The organism is Marinomonas rhodophyticola (genome assembly GCF_026113935.1).
GTDB classification, from domain to species: domain Bacteria; phylum Pseudomonadota; class Gammaproteobacteria; order Pseudomonadales; family Marinomonadaceae; genus Marinomonas; species Marinomonas rhodophyticola.
In genome coordinates, this window is sequence record NZ_JAPEUL010000009.1 from 20,416 (window position 1) to 43,237 (window position 22,822).

29 protein-coding genes and 2 pseudogenes are annotated in these 22,822 nt (G+C 45.2%); 1 reads left to right on the plus strand and 30 read right to left on the minus strand.

Annotated features, from left to right (window positions below):
* Positions 1-57: 57 nt before the first annotated feature.
* From ONZ52_RS14430 to ONZ52_RS14455, 6 genes are all read right to left on the minus strand, one after another.
* Positions 58-828 (minus strand): lysophospholipid acyltransferase family protein, encoded by a 771-nt coding sequence (locus tag ONZ52_RS14430; RefSeq protein ID WP_265219449.1) that lies wholly within the window; start codon positions 826-828, stop codon positions 58-60.
* A gap of 3 nt (positions 829-831) precedes the next feature.
* Positions 832-1,938: a 1-acyl-sn-glycerol-3-phosphate acyltransferase gene (locus ONZ52_RS14435; protein ID WP_265219451.1), complete on the minus strand. Its 1,107-nt coding sequence runs from the start codon at positions 1,936-1,938 to the stop codon at positions 832-834.
* A gap of 85 nt (positions 1,939-2,023) precedes the next feature.
* Positions 2,024-4,951, minus strand: a complete 2,928-nt coding sequence (locus tag ONZ52_RS14440) for an insulinase family protein (RefSeq protein ID WP_265219452.1) — start codon at positions 4,949-4,951, stop codon at positions 2,024-2,026.
* Positions 4,952-5,119: 168 nt separating this feature from the next.
* Positions 5,120-5,701 carry a DNA endonuclease SmrA gene (gene smrA / locus ONZ52_RS14445; protein ID WP_265219453.1) on the minus strand — a complete coding sequence of 194 codons (582 nt, stop codon included), beginning with the start codon at positions 5,699-5,701 and terminating at the stop codon, positions 5,120-5,122.
* Between the two features lie 126 nt (positions 5,702-5,827).
* The gene (gene ssb / locus ONZ52_RS14450; protein WP_265219454.1) at positions 5,828-6,565 is read right to left on the minus strand and encodes a single-stranded DNA-binding protein; all 738 of its coding nucleotides are present in this window, start codon (positions 6,563-6,565) and stop codon (positions 5,828-5,830) included.
* A 39-nt stretch (positions 6,566-6,604) separates the two neighbouring features.
* Complete coding sequence (locus ONZ52_RS14455; protein ID WP_265219455.1) at positions 6,605-7,963, minus strand: MFS transporter; 1,359 nt, start codon at positions 7,961-7,963, stop codon at positions 6,605-6,607.
* A 157-nt stretch (positions 7,964-8,120) separates the two neighbouring features.
* On the opposite strand from ONZ52_RS14455, the pseudogene uvrA reads away from it, so the two are divergent.
* Positions 8,121-10,944: pseudogene (gene uvrA / locus ONZ52_RS14460) on the plus strand (excinuclease ABC subunit UvrA).
* Between the two features lie 134 nt (positions 10,945-11,078).
* Here the strand turns inward: uvrA and rplQ are convergent.
* From rplQ to rplB, 24 genes and pseudogenes are all read right to left on the minus strand, one after another.
* The gene (gene rplQ, locus ONZ52_RS14465) at positions 11,079-11,456 is read right to left on the minus strand and encodes a 50S ribosomal protein L17 (protein WP_111608645.1); all 378 of its coding nucleotides are present in this window, start codon (positions 11,454-11,456) and stop codon (positions 11,079-11,081) included.
* A gap of 42 nt (positions 11,457-11,498) precedes the next feature.
* Positions 11,499-12,503: a DNA-directed RNA polymerase subunit alpha gene (locus ONZ52_RS14470; RefSeq protein ID WP_111608644.1), complete on the minus strand. Its 1,005-nt coding sequence runs from the start codon at positions 12,501-12,503 to the stop codon at positions 11,499-11,501.
* Positions 12,504-12,536: 33 nt separating this feature from the next.
* Positions 12,537-13,157 carry a 30S ribosomal protein S4 gene (gene rpsD, locus ONZ52_RS14475; RefSeq protein ID WP_111608643.1) on the minus strand — a complete coding sequence of 207 codons (621 nt, stop codon included), beginning with the start codon at positions 13,155-13,157 and terminating at the stop codon, positions 12,537-12,539.
* A 16-nt stretch (positions 13,158-13,173) separates the two neighbouring features.
* Complete coding sequence (gene rpsK / locus ONZ52_RS14480; RefSeq protein WP_265219460.1) at positions 13,174-13,566, minus strand: 30S ribosomal protein S11; 393 nt, start codon at positions 13,564-13,566, stop codon at positions 13,174-13,176.
* A gap of 66 nt (positions 13,567-13,632) precedes the next feature.
* Positions 13,633-13,989 carry a 30S ribosomal protein S13 gene (gene rpsM, locus ONZ52_RS14485; protein ID WP_265219461.1) on the minus strand — a complete coding sequence of 119 codons (357 nt, stop codon included), beginning with the start codon at positions 13,987-13,989 and terminating at the stop codon, positions 13,633-13,635.
* Positions 13,990-14,117: 128 nt separating this feature from the next.
* Positions 14,118-14,231 (minus strand): 50S ribosomal protein L36, encoded by a 114-nt coding sequence (gene rpmJ / locus ONZ52_RS14490; RefSeq protein WP_012071915.1) that lies wholly within the window; start codon positions 14,229-14,231, stop codon positions 14,118-14,120.
* A 20-nt stretch (positions 14,232-14,251) separates the two neighbouring features.
* Positions 14,252-15,584, minus strand: a pseudogene (gene secY, locus ONZ52_RS14495) (preprotein translocase subunit SecY).
* Positions 15,585-16,019, minus strand: a complete 435-nt coding sequence (rplO, locus tag ONZ52_RS14500) for a 50S ribosomal protein L15 (RefSeq protein WP_111608640.1) — start codon at positions 16,017-16,019, stop codon at positions 15,585-15,587. It abuts the pseudogene before it with no gap.
* A gap of 1 nt (position 16,020) precedes the next feature.
* Complete coding sequence (gene rpmD, locus ONZ52_RS14505) at positions 16,021-16,206, minus strand: 50S ribosomal protein L30 (RefSeq protein WP_111608639.1); 186 nt, start codon at positions 16,204-16,206, stop codon at positions 16,021-16,023.
* A gap of 6 nt (positions 16,207-16,212) precedes the next feature.
* The gene (rpsE, locus tag ONZ52_RS14510) at positions 16,213-16,713 is read right to left on the minus strand and encodes a 30S ribosomal protein S5 (RefSeq protein WP_111608638.1); all 501 of its coding nucleotides are present in this window, start codon (positions 16,711-16,713) and stop codon (positions 16,213-16,215) included.
* Positions 16,714-16,723: 10 nt separating this feature from the next.
* The gene (rplR, locus tag ONZ52_RS14515) at positions 16,724-17,074 is read right to left on the minus strand and encodes a 50S ribosomal protein L18 (RefSeq protein ID WP_111608637.1); all 351 of its coding nucleotides are present in this window, start codon (positions 17,072-17,074) and stop codon (positions 16,724-16,726) included.
* 10 nt (positions 17,075-17,084) lie between these two features.
* The gene (gene rplF, locus ONZ52_RS14520; RefSeq protein ID WP_265219465.1) at positions 17,085-17,618 is read right to left on the minus strand and encodes a 50S ribosomal protein L6; all 534 of its coding nucleotides are present in this window, start codon (positions 17,616-17,618) and stop codon (positions 17,085-17,087) included.
* Positions 17,619-17,626: 8 nt separating this feature from the next.
* On the minus strand, positions 17,627-18,019 hold the full coding sequence (gene rpsH / locus ONZ52_RS14525; protein WP_265219466.1) for a 30S ribosomal protein S8: 393 nt from the start codon (positions 18,017-18,019) through the stop codon (positions 17,627-17,629).
* A 130-nt stretch (positions 18,020-18,149) separates the two neighbouring features.
* A complete protein-coding gene (rpsN, locus tag ONZ52_RS14530) occupies positions 18,150-18,455 on the minus strand; it encodes a 30S ribosomal protein S14 (protein ID WP_012071923.1) in 306 nt (101 codons plus the stop codon).
* Positions 18,456-18,467: 12 nt separating this feature from the next.
* Complete coding sequence (gene rplE, locus ONZ52_RS14535; RefSeq protein ID WP_111608634.1) at positions 18,468-19,007, minus strand: 50S ribosomal protein L5; 540 nt, start codon at positions 19,005-19,007, stop codon at positions 18,468-18,470.
* 17 nt (positions 19,008-19,024) lie between these two features.
* A complete protein-coding gene (rplX, locus tag ONZ52_RS14540) occupies positions 19,025-19,342 on the minus strand; it encodes a 50S ribosomal protein L24 (protein ID WP_111608633.1) in 318 nt (105 codons plus the stop codon).
* Positions 19,343-19,359: 17 nt separating this feature from the next.
* Positions 19,360-19,728, minus strand: coding sequence for a 50S ribosomal protein L14 (gene rplN / locus ONZ52_RS14545; protein WP_067020125.1), 369 nt, complete (start codon positions 19,726-19,728; stop codon positions 19,360-19,362).
* 51 nt (positions 19,729-19,779) lie between these two features.
* On the minus strand, positions 19,780-20,040 hold the full coding sequence (gene rpsQ, locus ONZ52_RS14550; RefSeq protein ID WP_013797833.1) for a 30S ribosomal protein S17: 261 nt from the start codon (positions 20,038-20,040) through the stop codon (positions 19,780-19,782).
* Between the two features lies 1 nt (position 20,041).
* Positions 20,042-20,233 (minus strand): 50S ribosomal protein L29, encoded by a 192-nt coding sequence (gene rpmC / locus ONZ52_RS14555; protein ID WP_012071928.1) that lies wholly within the window; start codon positions 20,231-20,233, stop codon positions 20,042-20,044.
* The gene (gene rplP / locus ONZ52_RS14560) at positions 20,234-20,647 is read right to left on the minus strand and encodes a 50S ribosomal protein L16 (RefSeq protein ID WP_012071929.1); all 414 of its coding nucleotides are present in this window, start codon (positions 20,645-20,647) and stop codon (positions 20,234-20,236) included. It abuts the gene before it with no gap.
* 10 nt (positions 20,648-20,657) lie between these two features.
* Positions 20,658-21,338: a 30S ribosomal protein S3 gene (rpsC, locus tag ONZ52_RS14565; protein WP_265219467.1), complete on the minus strand. Its 681-nt coding sequence runs from the start codon at positions 21,336-21,338 to the stop codon at positions 20,658-20,660.
* A gap of 14 nt (positions 21,339-21,352) precedes the next feature.
* The gene (rplV, locus tag ONZ52_RS14570; protein WP_110577367.1) at positions 21,353-21,685 is read right to left on the minus strand and encodes a 50S ribosomal protein L22; all 333 of its coding nucleotides are present in this window, start codon (positions 21,683-21,685) and stop codon (positions 21,353-21,355) included.
* A 14-nt stretch (positions 21,686-21,699) separates the two neighbouring features.
* The gene (gene rpsS, locus ONZ52_RS14575) at positions 21,700-21,975 is read right to left on the minus strand and encodes a 30S ribosomal protein S19 (RefSeq protein ID WP_012071932.1); all 276 of its coding nucleotides are present in this window, start codon (positions 21,973-21,975) and stop codon (positions 21,700-21,702) included.
* Positions 21,976-21,990: 15 nt separating this feature from the next.
* Positions 21,991-22,815, minus strand: coding sequence for a 50S ribosomal protein L2 (gene rplB / locus ONZ52_RS14580; protein WP_111608630.1), 825 nt, complete (start codon positions 22,813-22,815; stop codon positions 21,991-21,993).
* Positions 22,816-22,822 lie beyond the last annotated feature (7 nt).

Genomic DNA, 22,822 nt, shown 5'->3' on the forward strand with positions numbered 1-22,822 from the left:
AAAAAGCCGCATCATTGATGCGGCTTTTTTATGCCTTCAATTTAACATGCGATTTAGCTAAAACAGAAAGTCATTTCCTTTCGGAAGTTTCGCCATTTCAGCTCGCATCCAAACATCCATTTCTTCATGTAATGCAGAGGTTTTCTTGCCTTCAGACTCAATAATCGGCCCAATAACCACCCTAATGGATCCCGGGAACTTACGCCAACGCTTACCAGGCCAAGTATAACCAGCATTGTGTACCACAGGCAGAATGGGCACACCTGCCGACGTTGCCAACATAGCTGCCCCCTTATTAAAAGGCTGCTCTTCATTCGGTGCGATTCGCGTTCCTTCCGGAAAAATCAATACAGAACGGCCATCGTCTAAACGCTCTTTACCCTGACTGATTATTTGCTTCAACGCATTGGTACGCTGTGAACGATCGATGGCAATTGGCTGCACCATCCTCAACCCCCAGCCAAAGAAAGGCACTGACAACAACTCTTTCTTTAACACCGTTGAAACCGGTGCCATAAGCACCTGCAGAACATAGGTTTCCCATTCACTTTGATGGTTCGCTACCAACACAACAGGACGGCTTTTATTGATATGCTCTAAACCAATAATCTCGACTTTTACACCACAAAACACACGAAAAACAAACAACAAACCTTTATTGTGCAAGTTCAAAACAGGTTGACGATAGTTTTTTGGCAATAAAATCGTCGCAAATGGCGCAAGTACACCAAATATAATGGTGGATACCATGTAATAAATGGAGAATATTGTTGAGCCGACCCAAGATCGTAAAAACGCCCCTACATTCATTAACCGATTACTCCCCATAACCTATTCATTAAGATATTTTTGTTGCTGCTTCAATGGATTTGCATACATTGCCAACACAGTGTCTTTTAGATTGTCAGGACAGCGCTCAAGATAATTCGAAAATGCACTGTCACTTGAAGGCAAGCCTTGCTGCAAAGCAAACGCTGCTCTATTAGTAGACTGAATCGCATAATTGGTAATGATTTGACGGTCGACTTCCGCAACAAATTCTTCTGGCGTCTCAAAGCCCTCTTTGATGACATCACCAAAAGTAACCACCACTTTGCCCTTTTGACCGACGATGCCATTTTTAATGCTGTCTATGTCTTCAAACTCAGCTTTTTCATAAGAGTCCGTTGTCGATTTTTGATGCAATTCACGCGCTTTATCAAAGGCACATGGATCGTATTCATAAGCAATAGAAACAGGTACAATTTTCAAATTCGCCATAGCGTCAGAAAAAGGGATCTTTTCTTTTTTCTGGCTCATAAAGAACATCTTAATAATCGCAGGATCAGTCTGATCCAAGCCATCTTTGGCACGCCCCTCTTTTTGAGCAATCCAAATGTTAGCCTGATCTTTCATGAGCGAATCAGAAATATAAGCAGACAACTGCCCAAAGGCCGCCATCATTTCCCGAATACCATTCGCGGAACGTTTTACGATAAAACTCTTATTTAAGCGCATCAAATCAGACACAAATGGGCGACGCAATAGGTTATCACCAATGGCAATACGCACCGTATCCAATCCCGCTAAGTACAGACCATAGTTAACAAAAGCAGGGTCCATCGCGATGTCTCTATGATTCGACAAGAATAAATAGCCGACACCCTTTTCTAACTTTTCGATACCACGATACTCAACATTCGTTGTCGTGGTTTTTATCATACGCTCCATATAGCTTGCGACGCGCATTTGAAACGCATGAACATTTGATATATTGGCAATTTGGCGTTTTAACGCTAATTTAACGCAGAACGCCAATGGCGCTCGTAAAAACTTAGGCCATTGCGCGAAACGAAAACCAATAATTGTATTTATAAAATCTGGTGTTTCGACCAAATTGTTCAACACCTCGGCGACCTCATCGTCGTTGTAGGGGCGTATATCGTGAAACTGATCCATTTAATTTTCCGTCAGTAAAACTGTTTTGTTTTTTTGTTATCAAATGAGACCTGCGCGCAACGAGCACGCACAGGTCTCAATATTTTTAAAGGGTTTGAATTTCAAAGCCCAATGCTTCTAGCTCTCCACGCTTCGACGTTGAGGTCACCACAGCAATATTTTCATTCTCTTTCGTTAAGTATGTTTTAGCAACCTGTCTCAACTGCTCAATCGTTACCGCCAAAATTTTAGCGCGGAACGCTTCTCGATAAGCCAAACTACGACCATGCAGATGTACATAGAAATCGCTTTGCGCCTCTCCTGCTGGTGAACTTGGCTTATCCATGGAGCCAATCACGCCCAAAATGGCTTCTTCCAACGCCTCTTCAGTATGCGTTTCGTTTAACATCCATTCAATAGAAGCATCGAAGTCAGACAAGGTTTCTGTCAAACGAGGATCACGATAAGAGTAAAAACGGAACGACCCTGTGCTGCCATCAAATGTTGCACCACCGCCGTAAGCACCACCCTGTTCACGGATTGCACGGTGCAAAAAGCCATTGCGCAAAAAACCACCCAACACGGTCAAAGCCGCTACATCAGGGTGATCTCCGTACGCAGTACGGAACGCTTTACTACAAAAACTCACCTGAGTTGATGTCAGCCAAGCGACATTTACTTTAGCGTCAACAGATGGCATAGCGAACTTAGTCTGTACACGACCAGCAGGCAAGTCAGCAAAAACTGACTGCACCTCTTGCAATACATTGGCCTCATGCTGGGGTTCTGCTACCAATAAAAGCTGCTTATTTGCTTGCAACAATTTTTCATGCAAACGCTTAAAAATAGCTAAAATATTGTCCGCTGTTTTGCCATCCGCTTTTATCGCATCATCCAACACAATCGCAGCACGAATGCCTGACATACCACTCCATTTTTCCTGTTGTGCCGCCAAACCAGAGATTGCACTAGACGCCGCTGTCATCGCAAGCGAATGACCTTGACCTGTGATCGACTGTTCACGACGAGCACGACGTTGCGCCATCAGCTCTTTTACTCGACTGGCTTCATCAAAGCGCACATTAAGCATAGTGTCTTTCAACAACTCGCTCATGGCTTTCACATTTGGCACCAAGGCTTTGGATGACAAAATAAAATAGCCATTTAATACTTGGCGATCTTCAATCGTCGCACGAATAGAATTAGATGCTCCCAGACCACCACAGACCTGAGCTTGGCGTTCTTGAACAGCAAGATAGTCTGCCTCACCAATCCCCAGCTCCGTCATCATCGAAGAAAACAAAGGCAAATGCTCAGTTTCTTCCTCATCTAATTCAGGAAGATCTATAACCAGTTGCTGGTAAACCAAACCATTTGTACCTTGTGGATAAAAGGTAATTGGCAACTCACCCGCCACTTTGTCATTTTCATATTCTGGTAAACGTGCTGGAACATCTTCCAAGCCTACTTTCGGCAGAATACTCATGTCATCCACTTGCGATTGACGCGCTTTCAATGCAGCACTACGAGCAATAATCTGCTGTTTTTCAGCATCCGACAAGGCGGCTTTTATTTTACTAAGACGGTCTTTTTCCGCCTGATTGCGACGTGCTTCAAGCGCATCATCAGGGCTTAACGTTAACGTCACTCGGTGCGCATTCGCTAGCAGCAAGCTCTTGATCAAATTCGGAATATATTGTTGATCCTGTACTTTTTCACGCATCGCATTGATAACAGGATCAAGATCAAGCTGAGCAATCACATCACCGGCATGCACGGCCGTCGACAAACCAGCCAATATTAATTGCAAGCCATAAGGATAGCTGCCACCGCCGATCTCGCGCTGACTTAACTCTAATTGATGCAGCATGGCATCCACCATGTCTTGTGGCACGCCTTTTTCGGCAATGCTCTCTAATGTCGACAAGACTAACGCCTCTACCTTTGGTGCATCTTCTCGTTTGACGCCTTCCAAACCACACATGAAGCTCATTTCTTTATTGCTGTCTTCAAGTCCACACATTGGTGAGGGTGCACGGCCAAGGTCGCTGTTCTCCAATACGCGCAATAAAGGCGACGCGCTGTTGTCCAGCAAAACACTAGACAGCAATTGCGCTTCAAACTGTTGGTTTAAATCTGTGCTCTCACCCAATAACCAGCCCACTACCACATGACTGCCATCTTCTTTCACTTCGTCAGCCGCATAACCTTCTTCCACGCGCACAGGCGAGAAGTAACGTTTGGCATTCGGTACGCTCACTTGATCTTCAACTGGCAAGCGCTCAAAACGGCTCAATACTTTCGCTTCAAATTCCGCCTGTAATGTTTCAGCCGGAATATCGCCAAAGGTCATAAATACAGCATTAGAAGGATGATAATGAGTACGATAAAATGCCAGTAGATCCTGGTAGGACAAATCTGGAATGTCTGTTGGCTCACCACCAGAATTAAAGTGATAAGTATTATTTGGGAACAAATATTTGGTGAGCGTTTGCCACAACACGGACGTGGTGGAGCTCATTGCCCCTTTCATTTCATTGAATACCACACCCTTAAAGGTCAAATCTGACTCGGCATTGTCAGGCTCAGCAAACTCTAAACGATGGCCTTCTTGTGAAAAGTCCAACTCATCTAGACGCGAAAAAAACACCGCATCTAAGTACACATCTAAAAGATTGTGAAAGTCTTTTTTATTCTTGCTAGCAAACGGATAAGCCGTCCAGTCTGAAGAAGTAAACGCGTTCATAAAGGTGTTTAACGAACGGCGAATCATCATAAAAAACGGATCACGTACTGGGAATCGCTCAGAACCACATAATACGGTGTGTTCAAGAATATGCGCCACACCACAAGAATCCGTCGGAACGGTTTTTAAACCCACTAAAAAAACATTTTCGTCATTCTCAGACGCGATATGAAAATGCTTAGCACCCGTTACGGCGTGCTCAAACTCTTGAACGGTAACGTTAAGAGCATCGATATATTCACTGCGAAGAAACGTAAACGCAGGATGGTGCGCGGTGCTATTTGCCATTCTCTACCTCGATAGAATTAGAATACGATCATTACAATGTTTTGGGGCAGCTTGGGTACACTCAAGACAACATAAGTCCAAGACAGCAAAGTGGCGGGATTATAGCAAAAATATGGCTTTTACTGCACGAACTAACGTAGACACTCCCATTTCAAACCACACAACGCATCAACGCTTTTGGTGTTTTTCCCAATCATCTAAACGCGCTTTTTCTGTTTTTTTAAACAATACATACACGGCTCCCAAACCACCATGATGCCGCTGTGCACTATGAAAGGCCATCACAGCGTCCAACTCTCTGAGCCATTTATTGATATGACTTTTGATCATCGCTTGGCTATCTGGGTCCGGCGTGCGATCCCCCTTACCATGCACTATGATAGCGACGCGGATATCATGACGCATACAATCATCTGTAAATTGATAGACGTGCTCCCGCGCCTGAGCCACCGTATGACGATGCAAGTCTAAACGCGCCTCAATACCATACTTGCCCTGCCTAAGACGCTTAAACACCCCGTCTTGAACACCAGAGCGCTTATACTCAAGCACATCATTAGGCTCCACTTTCTCCACATAATCTTGCGACAAGTGATTCCGGTCCGCCTCCTTCGCAATCAACGCCGCTTTTTGGCGAGCAGCAAAGTCGACCATGGGGCCTTTTTTGCCTAGATATACTTCGCTTTTTTCAAGCGGCTTAATACCCGCCACTTCTTGAGCAAACAAAGACGTTTCATCTTCGTCGTTCACAGTAAACACCTCTTTGATTCACTCATTCGATATAGCAAACCATTATATAACAACAAAGGCCCCTAAAGAGGAGCCTTTATTACATCAACCTAGATCACAAAGACCTTCTGATATCTCTAGTAACCGTTAAAACGGAATATCATCGTCGAAGTCATCAAAGTTCGGTGCCTGCTGAGGTTTTGGCTCAGGGGCACGCTGTGGCGCTGGCTGCTGTGGTGCACGATGTTGCGGTGCAGCTTGAGCGGGCGCTTGCTGTGGCGCATTGCCCCAGCTACCAAAAGATTGTGGTTGTGCTTGTGGCGCCGCTGGTTGATGCACGGGTTGTTGTGGTGCTTGACCATAACCACCTTGAGGCTGATTAAACCCGCCTTGAGGTGTGTGCTGTTGTGGCGCCTGATGCGCAGGCGCTTGACCGTAGCCGCCTTGTTGTGGTGCGGCAGATTGTTGTGGAGCACTGCCATAACCGCCACCACCTTGCATAGAGTCGTAGCCACCACTTTGCTGTCCAGCACCATCGCCACGGCCGTCTAGCAATTGCATTTCATTCGCAACGATCTCAGTGGTGTAGCGCTTAATGCCATCTTTTTCCCACTCACGAGTACGCAACGAACCTTCAACGTATACCTTAGAGTGCTTTTTAATAAAATCGCCTGCAATTTGACCAAGACGGAAGTTACCACGATCCATAAAAGACACTCGATGCCATTCGGTACGCTCTTGCATTTGACCGGTCTGCTTATCACGCCAGCTCTCTGTTGTTGCCAAGTTAACGTTTGCAACGGCGGCGCCAGATGGCATAAAACGCACTTCGGCATCATTGCCTGCGTTACCGATCAAGATTACTTTGTTTATTCCACGTGCCATGACGTTTTTCTCCAACTAAAATATAGAATAGTGTTTTACTTAAAGGCTTACTTGTGGCGCCAGACGCACCAAAGCCTCTTTGTCTAATACCTTCTTATCAACTTTCAGATAAGCCGTTTGCTCATCTTTAAAAATTTGCATACCTTCCACTCCTTGGATTTCAGCAAGTTGATCCGCCAACTTCGTTATTTCTTCATCTGTCATATTGGGCAAGCTAAACGCCAAACTACTCAATTGACGCGGCGCAGGCTGAACGGCACAAACAAGCGACCAGGCCAAAAACACCACCCCAACTACCCAAAAGACACCGCTATTCGAGTGATTCTGAAGCAGCCAACCGCCGCAAACACCACCCAAAAATGAACCCATAAATTGATGGGTAGAAAACACACCCATTGCCGTACCGCGATAACCGACTGGTGCCAACTTACTAAGAAGTGAGGGCAGCACGGCCTCTAATGAGTTAAAGCCGACAAAATAAACCCACAGTAAAAGCCCAAAGAGCCATAAATAGGGCGCCCATTGCAATAATATCGAACTTAAACCCAACAACAACATCACGGCAATCAAGATCGCTTTTGTCTTACCTTTTGATTCAGCGATAATCACCAATGGTAACATACCTGCGAAGGCAAAACCCATGATGGCTAAGTATAGCCAGCTATGTTGTGACAAGGGCAATCCAAACTGCTGAATCAATAAGTTCGGCACAGTAACAAACAATGCCGTCAAACTTGCGTGAAGTAATAAAACACTCACATTTAAGAAGCGTAATTTTGCATCTTTTAGTACCAAACCTAATGCCTGAAGACTAGGGGTGGTGTCCCGTCGAAAAGTATGTTGAACGATATTCGGCACAGCAAAAACGATCAAGGCTATACCCAGTAAAGAGAGTGCAAAGGATAAATAAAATAAACCTGAAAGTCCGACCAAAGCAAAAATCCAAGGCCCTAAAACCAAAGACAACATAAACGAAGCACCGATACTGATACCAACGATGGCCATCGCCTTCGTCCGATTTTGCTCTCTTGTCACATCACTGAGTAATGCCATTAAGGTGCTAGCAATCGCGCCGGCACCCTGAATAGCCCGTCCGACTATCAAGGTATTGATGTCGTTGGCATTGGCACAAATCAAACTCCCTACAGCAAACAATAGGAGTCCGATGATAATGACGCGTTTACGGCCAATCTTGTCAGACCACATACCCATCGGGATTTGCAGACTCGCTTGAGTCAGACCATAAATACCAATGGCAGTCCCAATTAAGGCAGCATCCGCACCAGTCAGCCCATCAGCGGCGACACTGATCACGGGCATAATGAGAAACAAGCCCAACATTCTGAACAAATAAATCAGCGCTAAAGCAAGAACTGAACGACGTTCGAGTAGATCCATAAAGTGGTTTAAACCGTTTAACTTGGGTATTAAGAAAAAAGATTGTCAATTTTACAAAAAATACCGTTGAAGCTCCATTTCAACTACTGTAAAAATAGACAGTTATTTAATTTACTAGCAGATTACTTTCTGTTGATCGACTTCACATTGGAGACTCATGGATACCATTACCATACGCGGATTCCGCACTCACAATCTAAAAAATGTGGACCTAGACATCCCAAGAGACAAACTTGTGGTGATTACTGGCCTATCTGGCTCGGGCAAATCCTCTCTTGCGTTCGATACACTCTATGCGGAAGGTCAACGTCGCTATGTAGAATCATTGTCTACGTACGCAAGACAATTTTTGTCAATGATGGAGAAGCCGGACATAGACCACATTGAAGGCCTTTCCCCTGCTATCTCTATCGAACAAAAATCAACTTCCCATAACCCTCGATCAACAGTCGGTACAATAACAGAAATCTATGATTATCTACGATTGTTATTTGCTCGTGCAGGGCAGCCTCGCTGTCCAGATCATGGCGAACCGCTAGAGGCACAAACCATATCACAAATGGTCGATAAAGTTATATCGCTACCAGAAGACACTAAGATGATGCTGCTTGCCCCTATTATAAAGGATCGCAAAGGCGAGCACCTGCACACTATTAGCGATTTGCTCTCAAAAGGTTTTATCCGCGCACGAATCAATGGCATTATTGTCGATCTCGATGATGCCCCAACCTTAGAAAAGAACAAAAAACATACAATTGAAGTGGTTATTGACCGTTTCAAAGTACGCTCTGACCTACAATTGCGCTTGGCAGAATCGTTTGAAACGTGCCTTGGTTTATCCGACGGCATAGCTAAAGTCATCAATATGGATGATGAAAAAGAGGAATACATTTTTTCCAGTAAGTTCGCCTGCCCGGTCTGCGGTTACAGCCTGACCGAGTTGGAACCACGCCTCTTTTCATTTAACAATCCGAATGGTGCCTGTCAGACCTGTGATGGCCTTGGCACACATCAAATGTTTGATCCTGAACGCATTATTCAAGATGAAACCTTGACCTTAGCGGAAGGTGCAATTCGCGGTTGGGGTAGACGCAGCATTTTCTACTATCAACAGCTTAGCGCGCTAGCAAAACATTACGGTTTTGATATAGAAGCAAAATACAAAGACATACCGAGTGAGTTCAAAAAACGCATTCTGCAAGGCTCGGGGAAAGACAAGATAGATTTTGTTTACATCAATGAACGCGGCGACAAAATGACGCGTGCGCATGCGTTTGAAGGTGTTATCCCCAATCTACAACGCCGCTACCATGAAACAGAATCTGACAGTGTACGTGACGATCTTTCGCAGTACATTAGCATTCAGCCTTGTCCAGATTGCCATGGATCTCGACTCAATCGATCCGCTCGCAACGTCTTTATTGCCGAGCAAACACTACCAGAAGTGGTGACCTATCCAATCGCTGAATGCTTGAAGTACTTTGAAACACTTGAACTTCCAGGGTCACGTGGAGAGATAGCCTCTAAAATTCTTAAAGAGATTCGTGACCGATTAACCTTCTTGGTAAACGTTGGCTTGGAATATCTAACACTCGATCGAAAAGCAGACTCGCTATCTGGCGGCGAAGCACAACGAATCCGCCTTGCCAGCCAAATCGGTGCTGGTCTGGTTGGCGTCATGTATATATTGGACGAACCTTCGATCGGCTTACACCAACGGGACAATGAACGGCTTATTGCAACCTTAACGAGATTGAGAGACTTAGGTAATACCGTCATTGTGGTCGAGCATGACGAAGACGCTATCCGTATTGCGGATTTCGTGGTCGACATAGGACCAGGTGCAGGGGTTCATGGCGGACAAATTATTGCTAGCGGCACACCACAAGACATAATGGACTGCCCAGAATCCGTCACAGGGCAATTTCTAACGGGCAAACGCAAAATTGAAATCCCTGCCATCCGACACACAGCCAAAGACAAACAGTTTCTTAATCTTATTGGCGCCACAGGCAATAACTTAAATACCGTAGATTTAAAAATTCCTGTCGGGGTAATGACCTGTATTACTGGTGTATCTGGCTCAGGCAAGTCAACGTTAATAAATGGCACATTGTATCCGCTTGCCGCTACCGCGCTTAATGGCGCAACAACACTTAAAGCGGCACCGCATGAGCGTATTGAAGGGACTCAACTTATTCGATAAATGTGTCGACATTGATCAAAGCCCAATTGGCCGCACTCCAAGATCGAACCCAGCTACTTATACTGGTATTTTCACCCCCATGAGGGAGCTGTTCTCAGGAACACAAGAATCTCGCTCACGAGGCTACAAACCAGGCCGCTTCAGCTTTAACGTCAAAGGTGGACGCTGTGAAGCTTGTCAGGGTGACGGTGTAATCAAAGTGGAAATGCACTTTTTGCCAGATATTTACGTCCCTTGCGATACCTGTAAAGGCAAACGTTACAACCGTGAAACCTTAGAAATACACTATAAGGGCAAGAATATTCACGAATGCCTTGAAATGACCATCGAGGATGCACGTGAATTCTTTGACCCTGTCCCTTCTATTGCTCGAAAATTACAAACCTTGATGGATGTTGGTTTAGGTTATATCCGCCTCGGTCAAGCCGCGACAACATTATCGGGTGGCGAGGCGCAGCGCGTCAAACTCGCTAAAGAACTATCTAAAAGAGACACTGGGACAACGCTCTATATTCTTGACGAACCCACTACAGGTCTACACTTCGCAGACATAGAGCAGCTATTGAAAGTACTTCATCGCTTAAGAGACCATGGTAACACAGTTGTGGTCATTGAACATAATCTTGATGTCATAAAAACGGCTGACTGGATTGTCGATTTAGGACCAGAAGGAGGCAGTGGCGGTGGCTATATCATCGCAGAGGGCACCCCTGAGGACATTGCAAAAGCAGAGAAATCCCATACGGGACGATTTTTAAAACTGATGCTCAACTAATTACGACTGACTAAATGCAAACACCCAGTGAGACATATTTAATTGGGTGTTTTTTTATACGCTGTTAAAGCATTAATTTAAATGCAAAAAAGCCGAGCTAGTTACCTAGCTCGGCTTTTTATTACAGACTAATATTACTCAGCGGCTTCTGTAACTGGACGATCGACCAATTCAACATAAGCCATAGGCGCATTGTCGCCTGAGCGGAAGCCACATTTAAGAATGCGAACATAACCACCAGGACGAGCTTGGTAACGAGGACCAAGCTCCGTGAACAATTTACCTACTGCGTCTTTGCTACGAGTACGAGCAAAGGCAAGGCGACGATTCGCAACAGAATCAACTTTCGCCAATGTGATTAACGGCTCAGCAACACGACGTAGTTCTTTGGCTTTCGGCAACGTAGTCTTGATAACTTCGTGTTCGAACAAAGAAGCAGCCATGTTCTTAAACATCGCTTTACGATGTGAGCTAGTACGGTTTAAGTGACGTCCACTCTTACGATGACGCATTTTACATTCCTTACCAAACTACGGTGGTCAGGGAACAATGACCTAGCGAGCTAGAACTTTGCTATCGTCTTTCAAACTAGCCGGTGGCCAATTCTCTAAACGCATTCCCAAAGACAAACCACGCTGTGCTAAAACATCTTTGATTTCAGTTAACGACTTCTTACCTAGGTTAGGCGTCTTAAGAAGCTCAACCTCAGTGCGTTGAATCAAATCACCGATGTAATAAATGTTCTCTGCTTTTAAACAGTTAGCACTGCGAACGGTCAATTCAAGATCATCAACCGGGCGTAGCAAAATTGGATCAATCTCATCCTCTTCTTCTACAACAGGTGCTTCGCTCTCGCTTTCAAGGGCGACGAACACAGCAATTTGCTGTTGCAAAATAGTCGCTGCACGACGGATTGCTTCTTCAGGATCGATTGTACCATTAGATTCGATGTCTAAGACTAACTTATCTAAATCTGTACGCTGCTCAACACGAGCATTATCGACACTGTACGCAACACGGCGAACAGGGCTGAATGAGGCATCCAGTTGCAAGCGACCGATTGGACGAGTCTCATCGTCGCCAGCAACACGAGCATCAGCAGGCTCATAACCACGGCCACGAGCGACTTTGATCTGCATCGTTAACTCAGCAGTATCGTCTAAGTGCGCAATAACATGATCCGGGTTAGCGATCTCTGCATCAGCAACTAACTGGATATCTCCAGCTGTTACGATACCAGGACCTTTTTTACTTAGAGTAAGAGTTGCTTCATCTTGCCCGTGTAGAGCGATCGCAACTCCTTTCAGGTTAAGAAGAATTTCAATTACATCTTCTTTAACCCCTTCGATTGCGCTGTATTCGTGTAATACACCGTCGATTTCAACTTCAACAATCGCACAACCTGGCATTGAAGAAAGCAGGATACGGCGCAAAGCGTTACCCAAAGTATGACCAAAACCACGCTCTAGCGGTTGTAGTGTAACTTTAGCGCGACAGTTGCCTAGTTCCTGAACTTCAATGTTGCGTGGGGTTAACAATTCGCTCACTGAACGCTGCATAGATCCACCTATTTCTTAATCCTAATTGCCAACTTACTTAGAGTAAAGTTCGACAATTAGGTTCTCATTAATTTCAGCTGATAAATCGGCACGCTCTGGAACAGCTTTGTAAGTTGCTTCCAGTTTAGTTGAATCAACCTCGATCCAATGGATCGGTGCACGACCTTTAGATAGCTCTAATGCGCTTTGTACACGCAATTGCTTCTTAGCTTTTTCACGAATTGACACGACGTCACCAGCTTTAACTTGGTAAGACGGAATGTTAACCGTAGCGCCATTTACTAGAATACCTTTATGGCCTACTAGCTGACGAGCTTCCGCACGCGTAGAACCAAAACCTGCGCGGTATACAACGTTGTCTAAACGTGATTCTAAAAGTTGCAGAAGGTTTTCACCTGTTGCACCTTTAAGACGAGCTGCAGATTTGTAGTAGTTACGGAATTGTTTTTCTAGAATACCGTACATACGACGTACTTTTTGTTTCTCACGTAATTGCAAGCCGTAATCAGAAAGACGACCACGACGTGCACCATGCACACCAGGAACCGTCTCTACTTTACATTTCGACTCAAGAGCGCGTGAACCGCTCTTCAATTGCAAGTCGGTACCTTCACGACGAGACAACTTACAAGTTGGACCTATATAACGAGCCATGTATCTGTCTCCTCAATTAAACGCGACGTTTCTTAGGTGGACGGCAACCGTTATGCGGAATTGGCGTCACATCTGTGATGTTATTGATACGCAAGCCCAATGCATTCAATGCACGAACTGCGGACTCACGACCAGGACTCAGGCTCTTAATCATTACGTCAACGTTTTTAAGGCCGAACTCTTGTGCGACAGCACCGGCACGTTCCGCGGCTACTTGAGCTGCGAAAGGAGTACTTTTACGAGATCCGCGAAAACCAGAACCACCGGCAGTAGCCCAAGACAAAGCATTGCCTTGGCGGTCAGTGATAGTCACGATCGTATTGTTAAATGACGCGTGTACATGAGCAACACCGTCGACGACCGTCTTTTTGACTTTTTTCTTGGTGTTGCGCGTAGCTGGCTTAGCCATATTGCACTTTTCCTATTTAATGCTCAGCTCTAGCAAACTTTGTGGCTAGAGCGAAACGCGTTTATATTACTTACGAATAGGCTTACGTGGGCCTTTTCGTGTACGAGCGTTCGTTTTGGTACGTTGACCACGAACAGGTAGGCTGCGGCGATGACGAATCCCGCGATTACAACCTAGGTCCATCAAACGTTTGATAGACATACTGACTTCACGACGTAAGTCACCCTCTACAGTGTACTTAGCAACTTGGCCACGAAGCTCATCAAGGACTTCGTCACTTAATGAACCAATTTTCGCAGTTTCAGCTACACCCGCAGCAGCGCAGATTGCGCGTGAACGAGTGCGACCAATTCCGAAGATGTAAGTCAGAGAAATGACCGCATGTTTATTGTCAGGAATATTGACACCGGCTATACGAGCCATTCATTTTACTCCGTTGTTATTGATGATTAAATGATAATTCATCACTTTACTTTCATGAGGGCGGCTGATTATGCCTATCTTTAGGCCATAAATCAACCACCCTTTCCTGTCATCAAGCAAACTCGCGATTAACCTTGACGCTGTTTGTGACGAGGTTCAACGCAAATCACTCGAACTGAACCGTTACGACGAACGATTTTGCAGTTACGACAGATTTTCTTTACAGATGCACGTACTTTCATGTTCAACTCCAACCTTACGCTCAGCGCATTAGGCCATTTGGACCATAACCAGTCAGATTAGATTTCTTCATTAATGATTCGTATTGCTGACTCATCAAATGACTTTGAACTTGCGACATAAAGTCCATGACAACAACGACTACGATTAACATAGAGGTACCGCCAAAGTAGAATGGAACATTCCACGCAACAACAAAGAACTGAGGCATCAGTGACACAAGCGTGATGTATAAAGCACCAAACAGTGTCAAACGAGTCATTACACCATCAATATATCGAGCTGTATGATCGCCTGGACGAATACCCGGTAAAAAAGCACCGGATTTTTTCAAGTTATCTGCCACATCTTTAGGATTGAACACTAGCGCTGTATAGAAGAAGCAAAAGAATACAATTGCTATCGCAAACAACAGCACATAGAGCGGTTGCCCAGGAGCTAGAGCCAAAGAGGTATTTTGCAACCATTCCATCCCCTCACCTTGACCGAACCATTGTCCAATCGAAGCTGGAAAAAGAAGGATACTTGAAGCAAATATAGGCGGAATAACCCCGGCCATATTCACCTTAAGCGGCAAATGACTCTTTTGTGCGGCAAACACCTTTTTGCCTTGCTGACGCTTAGCATAATTAACCGTTATACGACGCTGACCACGTTCGATGAAAACAACAAACGCAATCGTCGCAATGGCCAATATACCAATCAACAACAAAGCTAAAATATTTATATCGCCTTGACGAGCCGATTCAAACGAACGACCTAAAGCAGAAGGCAAGCCAGCAACGATACCTGCAAAGATTAATATGGAAATACCATTACCAATCCCTTTCTCAGTAACTTGCTCACCTAACCACATTAAGAAAACAGTACCAGCAACAAGCGTCACGACAGCAACAGCATAGAACTCAATGCCGCTACTAAACGAGATACCTTGGCTTGCCAAACCAACCGCCATACTGGCAGACTGAATAAGAGCAAGAAGCACCGTACCGTAACGAGTGTACTGAGTAATCTTACGACGACCCGCTTCACCCTCTTTCTTAAGCTGCTCTAGCTGCGGACTCACAACCGTCAATAACTGCATGATAATTGAAGCAGAAATATAGGGCAAAATCCCAAGCGCAAGAATACTCATGCGTTCGAGCGCGCCCCCTGAGAATACGTTAAATAAACTCAGAATAGTGCCTTCATTTTGATCAAACAGGGCTGATAACCTATCAGGGTTAATACCCGGAACAGGAATATGTGCACCAATTCGGTATACAATAATTGCCAAAAACACGAAACGGATACGAGTTCCAAAGCTCGCCTAATCCGTTTTGCATTCCAGCTGGTAGTGAGCCACGCTTTGCCATTTATTCCTCGACTTTTCCGCCAGCTGCTTCAATAGCGGCACGAGCACCTTTAGTCACTTTAAGACCACGAACGGTAACCGCTTTGTCGATTGAGCCTGACAAGATTACACGAGCTGTCTTAATCTGATGACCAAGAATGTCGGCGCCTTTAAGAGCAGCCAAATCTACAACTTCAGCATTTACAGCAGCAAGCTCGTTTAAACGAACCTCAGCAACATACTTTGCCTGACGTGAAGTAAAACCGAATTTTGGCAGACGACGCTGCAAAGGCATTTGACCACCTTCAAAACCAGGTTTTACTGAGCCACCAGAGCGAGATTTAAGACCTTTATGGCCTCGTCCGCCGGTTTTGCCCAAGCCGCTACCAATGCCGCGACCAACACGTTTAGGAGCATGCTTGCTACCTTCGCCAGGACGAAGTGTATTTAAGAACATGTTATTCCCCTACCACTTTAACCATGTAATAAACTTTATTAACCATACCACGTACAGAAGGAGTATCTTCCAACTGACGAGTTTGGCCAACTTTACGCAAACCCAAGCCTTTAACAGTTTCACGGTGCTTTGGAAGACGACCGATCGGGCTGCGGGTTAGTTGAACTGTGATGGTATTATTCGCCATAACACATTACCCCAAAATTTGATCGACTGACTTACCGCGTTTAGCCGCGATTTGTTCAGGTGCTTTCATATCCTGCAAACCTTTGATCGTAGCGCGAACTACGTTTACTGGGTTTGTAGAACCGTAACATTTTGCCAATACGTTGTGAACGCCAGCGATTTCTAGAACCGCACGCATTGCACCACCGGCTATGATACCAGTACCTTGAGACGCAGGCTGCATGTAAACATTAGACGCACCATGATTTGCTTTAACTGGATACTGAAGTGTATCGCCATCAAGCTTAACAGAAATCATGTTACGGCGAGCTTGTTCCATAGCTTTTTGAATTGCTTGAGGAACTTCACGCGCTTTACCGCGACCGAAGCCAACCTTACCTTTACCATCACCAACGACTGTCAAAGCTGTGAAAGAGAAGATACGACCACCTTTCACTACTTTAGCAACGCGGTTTACTTGTACTAGCTTCTCTTGGAGGTCGCTAGTTTGTTGATCATTAACTGCCATTTGCTACCCCTTAGAACTCTAGACCGGCTTCACGTGCAGCGTCAGCAAGAACCTGAACGCGACCATGATATTTGAAGCCAGAACGGTCAAAAGCGACCGAAGTGACACCTGCTTCTTTAGCGCGAGCAGCAATCAAAGTACCGACTTCTTTAGCCGCTGCTTTGTTACCAGTCGCTGAGCCACGAAGAGCTTCTTCAAGTGTAGAAGCGCTTGCTAGCACTTTACTTCCACAAGGAGAAATCACTTGAGCATACATATGGCGTGGTGTGCGATGTACAGTAAGACGATTCGCACCTAAGTCACGAATATGCAAACGAGCACGACGTGCACGACGAATCCGAGATTGTTTTTTAGTGTTCATGAATGTCTACCTACTTCTTCTTAGCTTCTTTACGACGAATAATCTCGTCAGCATAGCGAACACCTTTGCCTTTATATGGCTCTGGTGGACGGAAACCGCGAACTTCTGCAGCAACCTGACCAACGGCTTGTTTATCAATGCCACGAATCACGATTTCTGTTTGAGAAGCACATTCAGCTGTGATGCCTTCAGGTAGTTCATAATCAACTGGGTGAGAGAAACCCAGAGATAGGTTAAGCACGTTGCCTTTAAGCGCAGCACGGTAACCAACACCTTGAAGAAGCAATCTTTTCTCAAAACCCTGACTAACACCAACAACCATGTTGTTAACCAAAGCACGAGTTGTACCAGCTAAGGCACGGCTTTGTTTTGCACCATCGCGCGCAGCGAAGGTAATAACATTTTCTTCTTTAGACACTTGTACGCTTGTGTGAACATTAAACTCTAAAGAACCTTTACCGCCTTTAACAACGACAGTTTGTCCATTTAGGGTTAAATCTACACCACTAGGAAGCGTCACGGGACTATTAGCAACTCGAGACATACTAACTCCTAGAATACTGTGCAGATTACTTCGCCACCGATACCAGCAGCACGAGCTGCACGGTCTGTCATCACACCTTTAGAGGTAGAGATGATTGCAACACCAAGACCAGCTTCTACTTTAGGTAGTGATGCTGTGCCTTTGTATTGACGCAAACTTGGGCGAGATGCGCGTTTGATTTGTTCGATAACTGGCTTACCTTCGTAGTATTTCAACTCGATTGTAAGCGTTGGTTTCACTGCTTCGTCTACAGAGAAGTCACCTACGTAACCTTCTTCGCGTAGAACAGCAGCAATAGATGCTTTCATTTTTGATGAAGGCATACTCACAGAAGACTTCGCAGCCATCTGGGCATTACGAATACGTGTAAACATATCCGCAAGGGTATCTTGCATACTCATTTAAGAGCCTCCTAATTTAAAAACCATTGTGCAGCAAATAGAGCTCGCGCATAGTACACAGCAGCGAGCAGAATGTCCAGTATTTAGACACCCCACTCACTGCCATGTATTATGATCGCGCTCTACTTGCTTACCAACTAGCTTTCTTCAAGCCTGGTACGTCACCACGCATCGCTGCTTCACGCAGTTTGATACGAGACAGACCGAAGCGACGGTATACACCGTGCGGACGACCTGTGATTTGGCAACGATTACGCTGACGAGAAGAAGATGAATCGCGTGGAAGCGCTTGCAATTTAAGCGTCGCTTCCCACTTTTCATCGTCCGATGCATTAACGTCGCTAATGATCGCTTTTAGAGCAGCACGCTTTTCAGCGAACTTAGCTACTAATTTGGTACGTTTTGCTTCGCGCTGAATCATTGATACTTTAGCCATGATTCCTACCTCTTATTTCTTGAAAGGGAAACTAAAGGCGGCTAGCAAAGCACGACCTTCTTCGTCGGTACGAGCAGTCGTTGTAATGGTAATATCCATACCACGTACACGGTCTACTTTATCGTAGTCGATTTCAGGGAAGATGATTTGCTCTTTAACACCCATACTGTAGTTACCGCGACCGTCAAAAGACTTAGGATTAAGTCCACGGAAGTCACGAATACGTGGGATAGCTACATCAACCAAACGGTCAAAGAAATCCCACATACGGTCGCCACGTAGCGTCACTTTACAACCGATCGGGTAACCGTCACGGATTTTAAAGCCTGCTACAGATTTACGAGCCTTAGTTACTACTACTTTCTGGCCGCTAAGTGCTTGAAGATCATTTACCGCATGCTCAAGAAGTTTCTTGTCTGCGATTGCTTCACCAACACCCATATTTAAAGTGATTTTAGTGATTTTAGGCACTTCCATCACGTTTTTGTAACCAAACTCTTCTGTAAGTTTTGCTACAACTTGATCTTTATAAACTTGCTTAAGTCTCGCCATGGCTATAATTCTCGCTCTTAGGCGTCGATCGCTTCACTATTTGATTTAAAAACACGCACTTTCGTACCGTCTTCGTTCAATTTAAAGCCGACGCGATCCGCTTTACCTGTAGCACTGTTAAAAATGGCTACGTTGGAAACCTGGATAGGTGCTTCTTGTTCAACGATACCACCAGTTGAACCCTTCATAGGGTTTGGTTTCTCGTGTTTCTTAACAGTATTAATGCCAGAAACAAGAACTCGGTTTTCGTCTACTACCTTAACAACTTTACCGCGTTTGCCTTTATCTTTACCAGCAATCACGATAACTTCGTCGTTACGTTTGATTTTACGCATAATGTCCCCTCTCCCTCTTACAGCACTTCAGGTGCAAGAGAAACAATTTTCATGAACTGCTCTGTACGCAATTCACGTGTTACAGGGCCAAAGATACGAGTACCAATAGGCTGTCCTGAAGCATTCAATAGAACCGCAGAGTTTACATCAAAACGGATTACTGAGCCATCAGAACGACGAACACCTTTCTTAGTTCTAACGACAACTGCGTTAAGAACCTGCCCTTTTTTAACACGACCACGAGGGATCGCTTCTTTCACTGTGACCTTAATAATGTCACCGATAGCAGCATAACGACGATGTGAGCCACCCAGTACTTTAATACACTGAACACGCTTTGCGCCGCTGTTATCTGCAACATCAAGCATCGATTCTGTTTGAATCATTTCTGCTCTCCAATCAAATTAGATAACAAGTCTCACGAAGGAAGGAGCAGCTTATACAGCTGCTGCTTTCTCAACAACTTGAACCAGATTCCAAGTCTTAGACTTAGAGTAAGGGCGTGTTTCCACAACCTTAACGGTATCACCGATCTGACATTCATTGTTTTCATCATGAGCGTGTAATTTAGTCGAACGACGAACAAACTTACCGTATAAAGGGTGTTTCTCTGTACGCTCAACAAGTACCGTAATGGTTTTATCCATCTTGTCGCTAACTACTTTACCAGTAGCGGTACGCGCTTTTGTTTCTGCCATCTTAGTTACCTGCCTTATCATTAAGCACGGTTTTAACACGTGCGATATTGCGGCGAACTTGCGAGAGCAAATGAGTTTGCGCTAACTGACCAGTGGCCTTCTGCATACGCAGAGTAAATTGCTCACGTAGTAGTTCAATCAAGGTCGCTTGTAGCTCAGCTACAGACTTTTCTTGCATTTCTTTTGCTTTCATCTACATCACCGTACGCGTTACGAAAGTTGTGGACAGAGGAAGCTTAGCTGCAGCTAACGCAAACGCTTCGCGTGCTAACTGCTCTGAAACACCCTCAACTTCATAAAGCATTTTTCCTGGTTGGATCTGCGCAACCCAGTATTCTACGCTACCCTTACCTTTACCCTGACGAACCTCAAGAGGCTTCTGAGTAATCGGCTTATCAGGGAACACACGAATCCAGATTCTACCGCCACGTTTGATATGACGAGTCATTGCACGACGCGCCGCTTCAATTTGACGAGCAGTAAGACGACCACGTTCAGTGGACTTCAATCCGAATTCACCAAAGCTAACTTGGTTTCCGCGAAGAGCAAGACCGCGGTTACGGCCTTTTTGCATCTTACGGAACTTAGTACGTTTCGGTTGTAACATGACTTACCCCCTACTTAGACTTCTTCTTTTGTGCGCCTTTATCAGCTCGCACTTGTTCAATACCGCCCAAGATTTCGCCTTTGAAGATCCACACTTTAACGCCAATGATGCCGTAAGTTGTAGATGCTTCATAAGTAGCGTAGTCAATGTCAGCGCGTAGAGTGTGTAGAGGCACGCGGCCTTCACGGTACCACTCAGCACGTGCAATCTCTGCACCGCCTAAACGACCACTTACCTGAACCTTGATCCCTTTTGCGCCTGCACGCATAGCATTTTGTACTGCGCGCTTCATAGCACGACGGAACATAACGCGACGCTCAAGTTGGCTTGCAATATTCTGCGCAACCAATTTCGCATCCATTTCAGGCTTACGAATTTCTTCGATGTTAATGTGGACAGGTACGCCCATCATTTCAGAAACTGCATTACGTAGTTTCTCAACATCTTCGCCTTTCTTACCAATCACGATACCCGGACGGGCAGTGTGAATTGTAATACGGGCTGTCTGAGCAGGACGCTGAATCTCGATACGAGAAACAGAAGCCTGAACCAATTTTTTCTCCAAGTACTCACGAACTCGAAGATCATTTAATAACAGCTTAGAGTAGTTTTGATTATTCGCATACCAAGTAGAAGTATGATCTTTAACTATCCCTAGGCGTATACCAGTTGGATGAACCTTCTGACCCATTGGGTTTCTCCTAATTAGTCAGCGACTTTAACTGTAATATGGCAACCGCGTTTTAGAATACGGTCAGCACGGCCTTTGGCACGTGGCATAATACGTTTCAGAGTCATAGCCTCATCAACGTAAGCCGTAGACACACGCAAGTCATCTACATCAGCACCTTCGTTATGCTCAGCGTTAGCTATAGCAGACTCTAGTACTTTCTTGACAATTACTGCCGCCTTTTTAGGACTGAACGTTAAAATGTTCAGTGCTTCGCTAACAGATTTGCCGCGGATTTGATCTACAACCAAACGGGCCTTCTGCGCTGAGAGGCGAGCACCCTTCAATGAAGCGCTTACTTCACTCATGTTAATACCCCTTATTACCGTTTGGCTTTCTTGTCCGCAGCATGACCACGATATGTACGGGTCGGAGCGAACTCACCCAATTTATGACCGACCATATCTTCAGTTACTAGAACTGGAACATGCTGGCGACCATTATGGACAGCGATAGTCAACCCTACAAAATCAGGGAAGATAGTAGAACGGCGTGACCAAGTTTTAATTGGACGACGATCATTTTTCTCTACCGCAGCCTCTACCTTTTTCAACAAATGAAGGTCGATAAAAGGACCTTTTTTTAGTGAACGTGGCACAGTCGTTTCCTCTTATTACTTAGTACGGCGACGTACAATAAGTTTATCAGTACGCTTGTTGCTGCGCGTTTTGTACCCTTTAGTAGGCACACCCCATGGCGTAACTGGGTGACGACCACCTTTGCTACGACCTTCACCACCACCATGTGGGTGATCCACTGGGTTCATCGCCGCACCGCGAACGGTAGGACGAACACCACGCCAACGCGTAGCACCAGCTTTACCAAGAACTCGTAAGCTATGCTCAGAGTTTGATACTTCACCTAAAGTAGCGCGACATTCTGTCAATACTTTACGCATTTCACCTGAACGTAGGCGAAGAGTAACGTAACGACCTTCACGAGCAACTAGCTGAGCAGAAGCACCAGCGGAACGCGCAACTTGTGCACCCTTACCTGGCTTAAGCTCGACACAGTGTACGGTACTACCAACTGGAATATTTTGCAGAGGCAAAGTATTACCTGATTTGATAGGCGCATCTGCACCACTAAAAACAACATTGCCAGCAACCATACCTTTGGAAGCGATAATGTAACGACGCTCACCATCAGCATATCTAATTAATGCAATATTTGCAGAACGGTTTGGATCATATTCCAAACGCTCAACTACCGCAGAAATTCCATCTTTGTTACGACGAAAATCAACCATACGGTAATGCTGCTTATGACCACCACCTACGTGACGCGTAGTGATGCGTCCGTTATTGTTACGTCCACCAGATTTGCTTTTTGTGTCTAGCAAAGGTGCATATGGCGCGCCTTTGTGCAAATCGTTGTTGGTAACTTTAACAACGTGACGACGGCCTGCAGACGTTGGCTTACTTTTAACAACAGCCATTGACCTA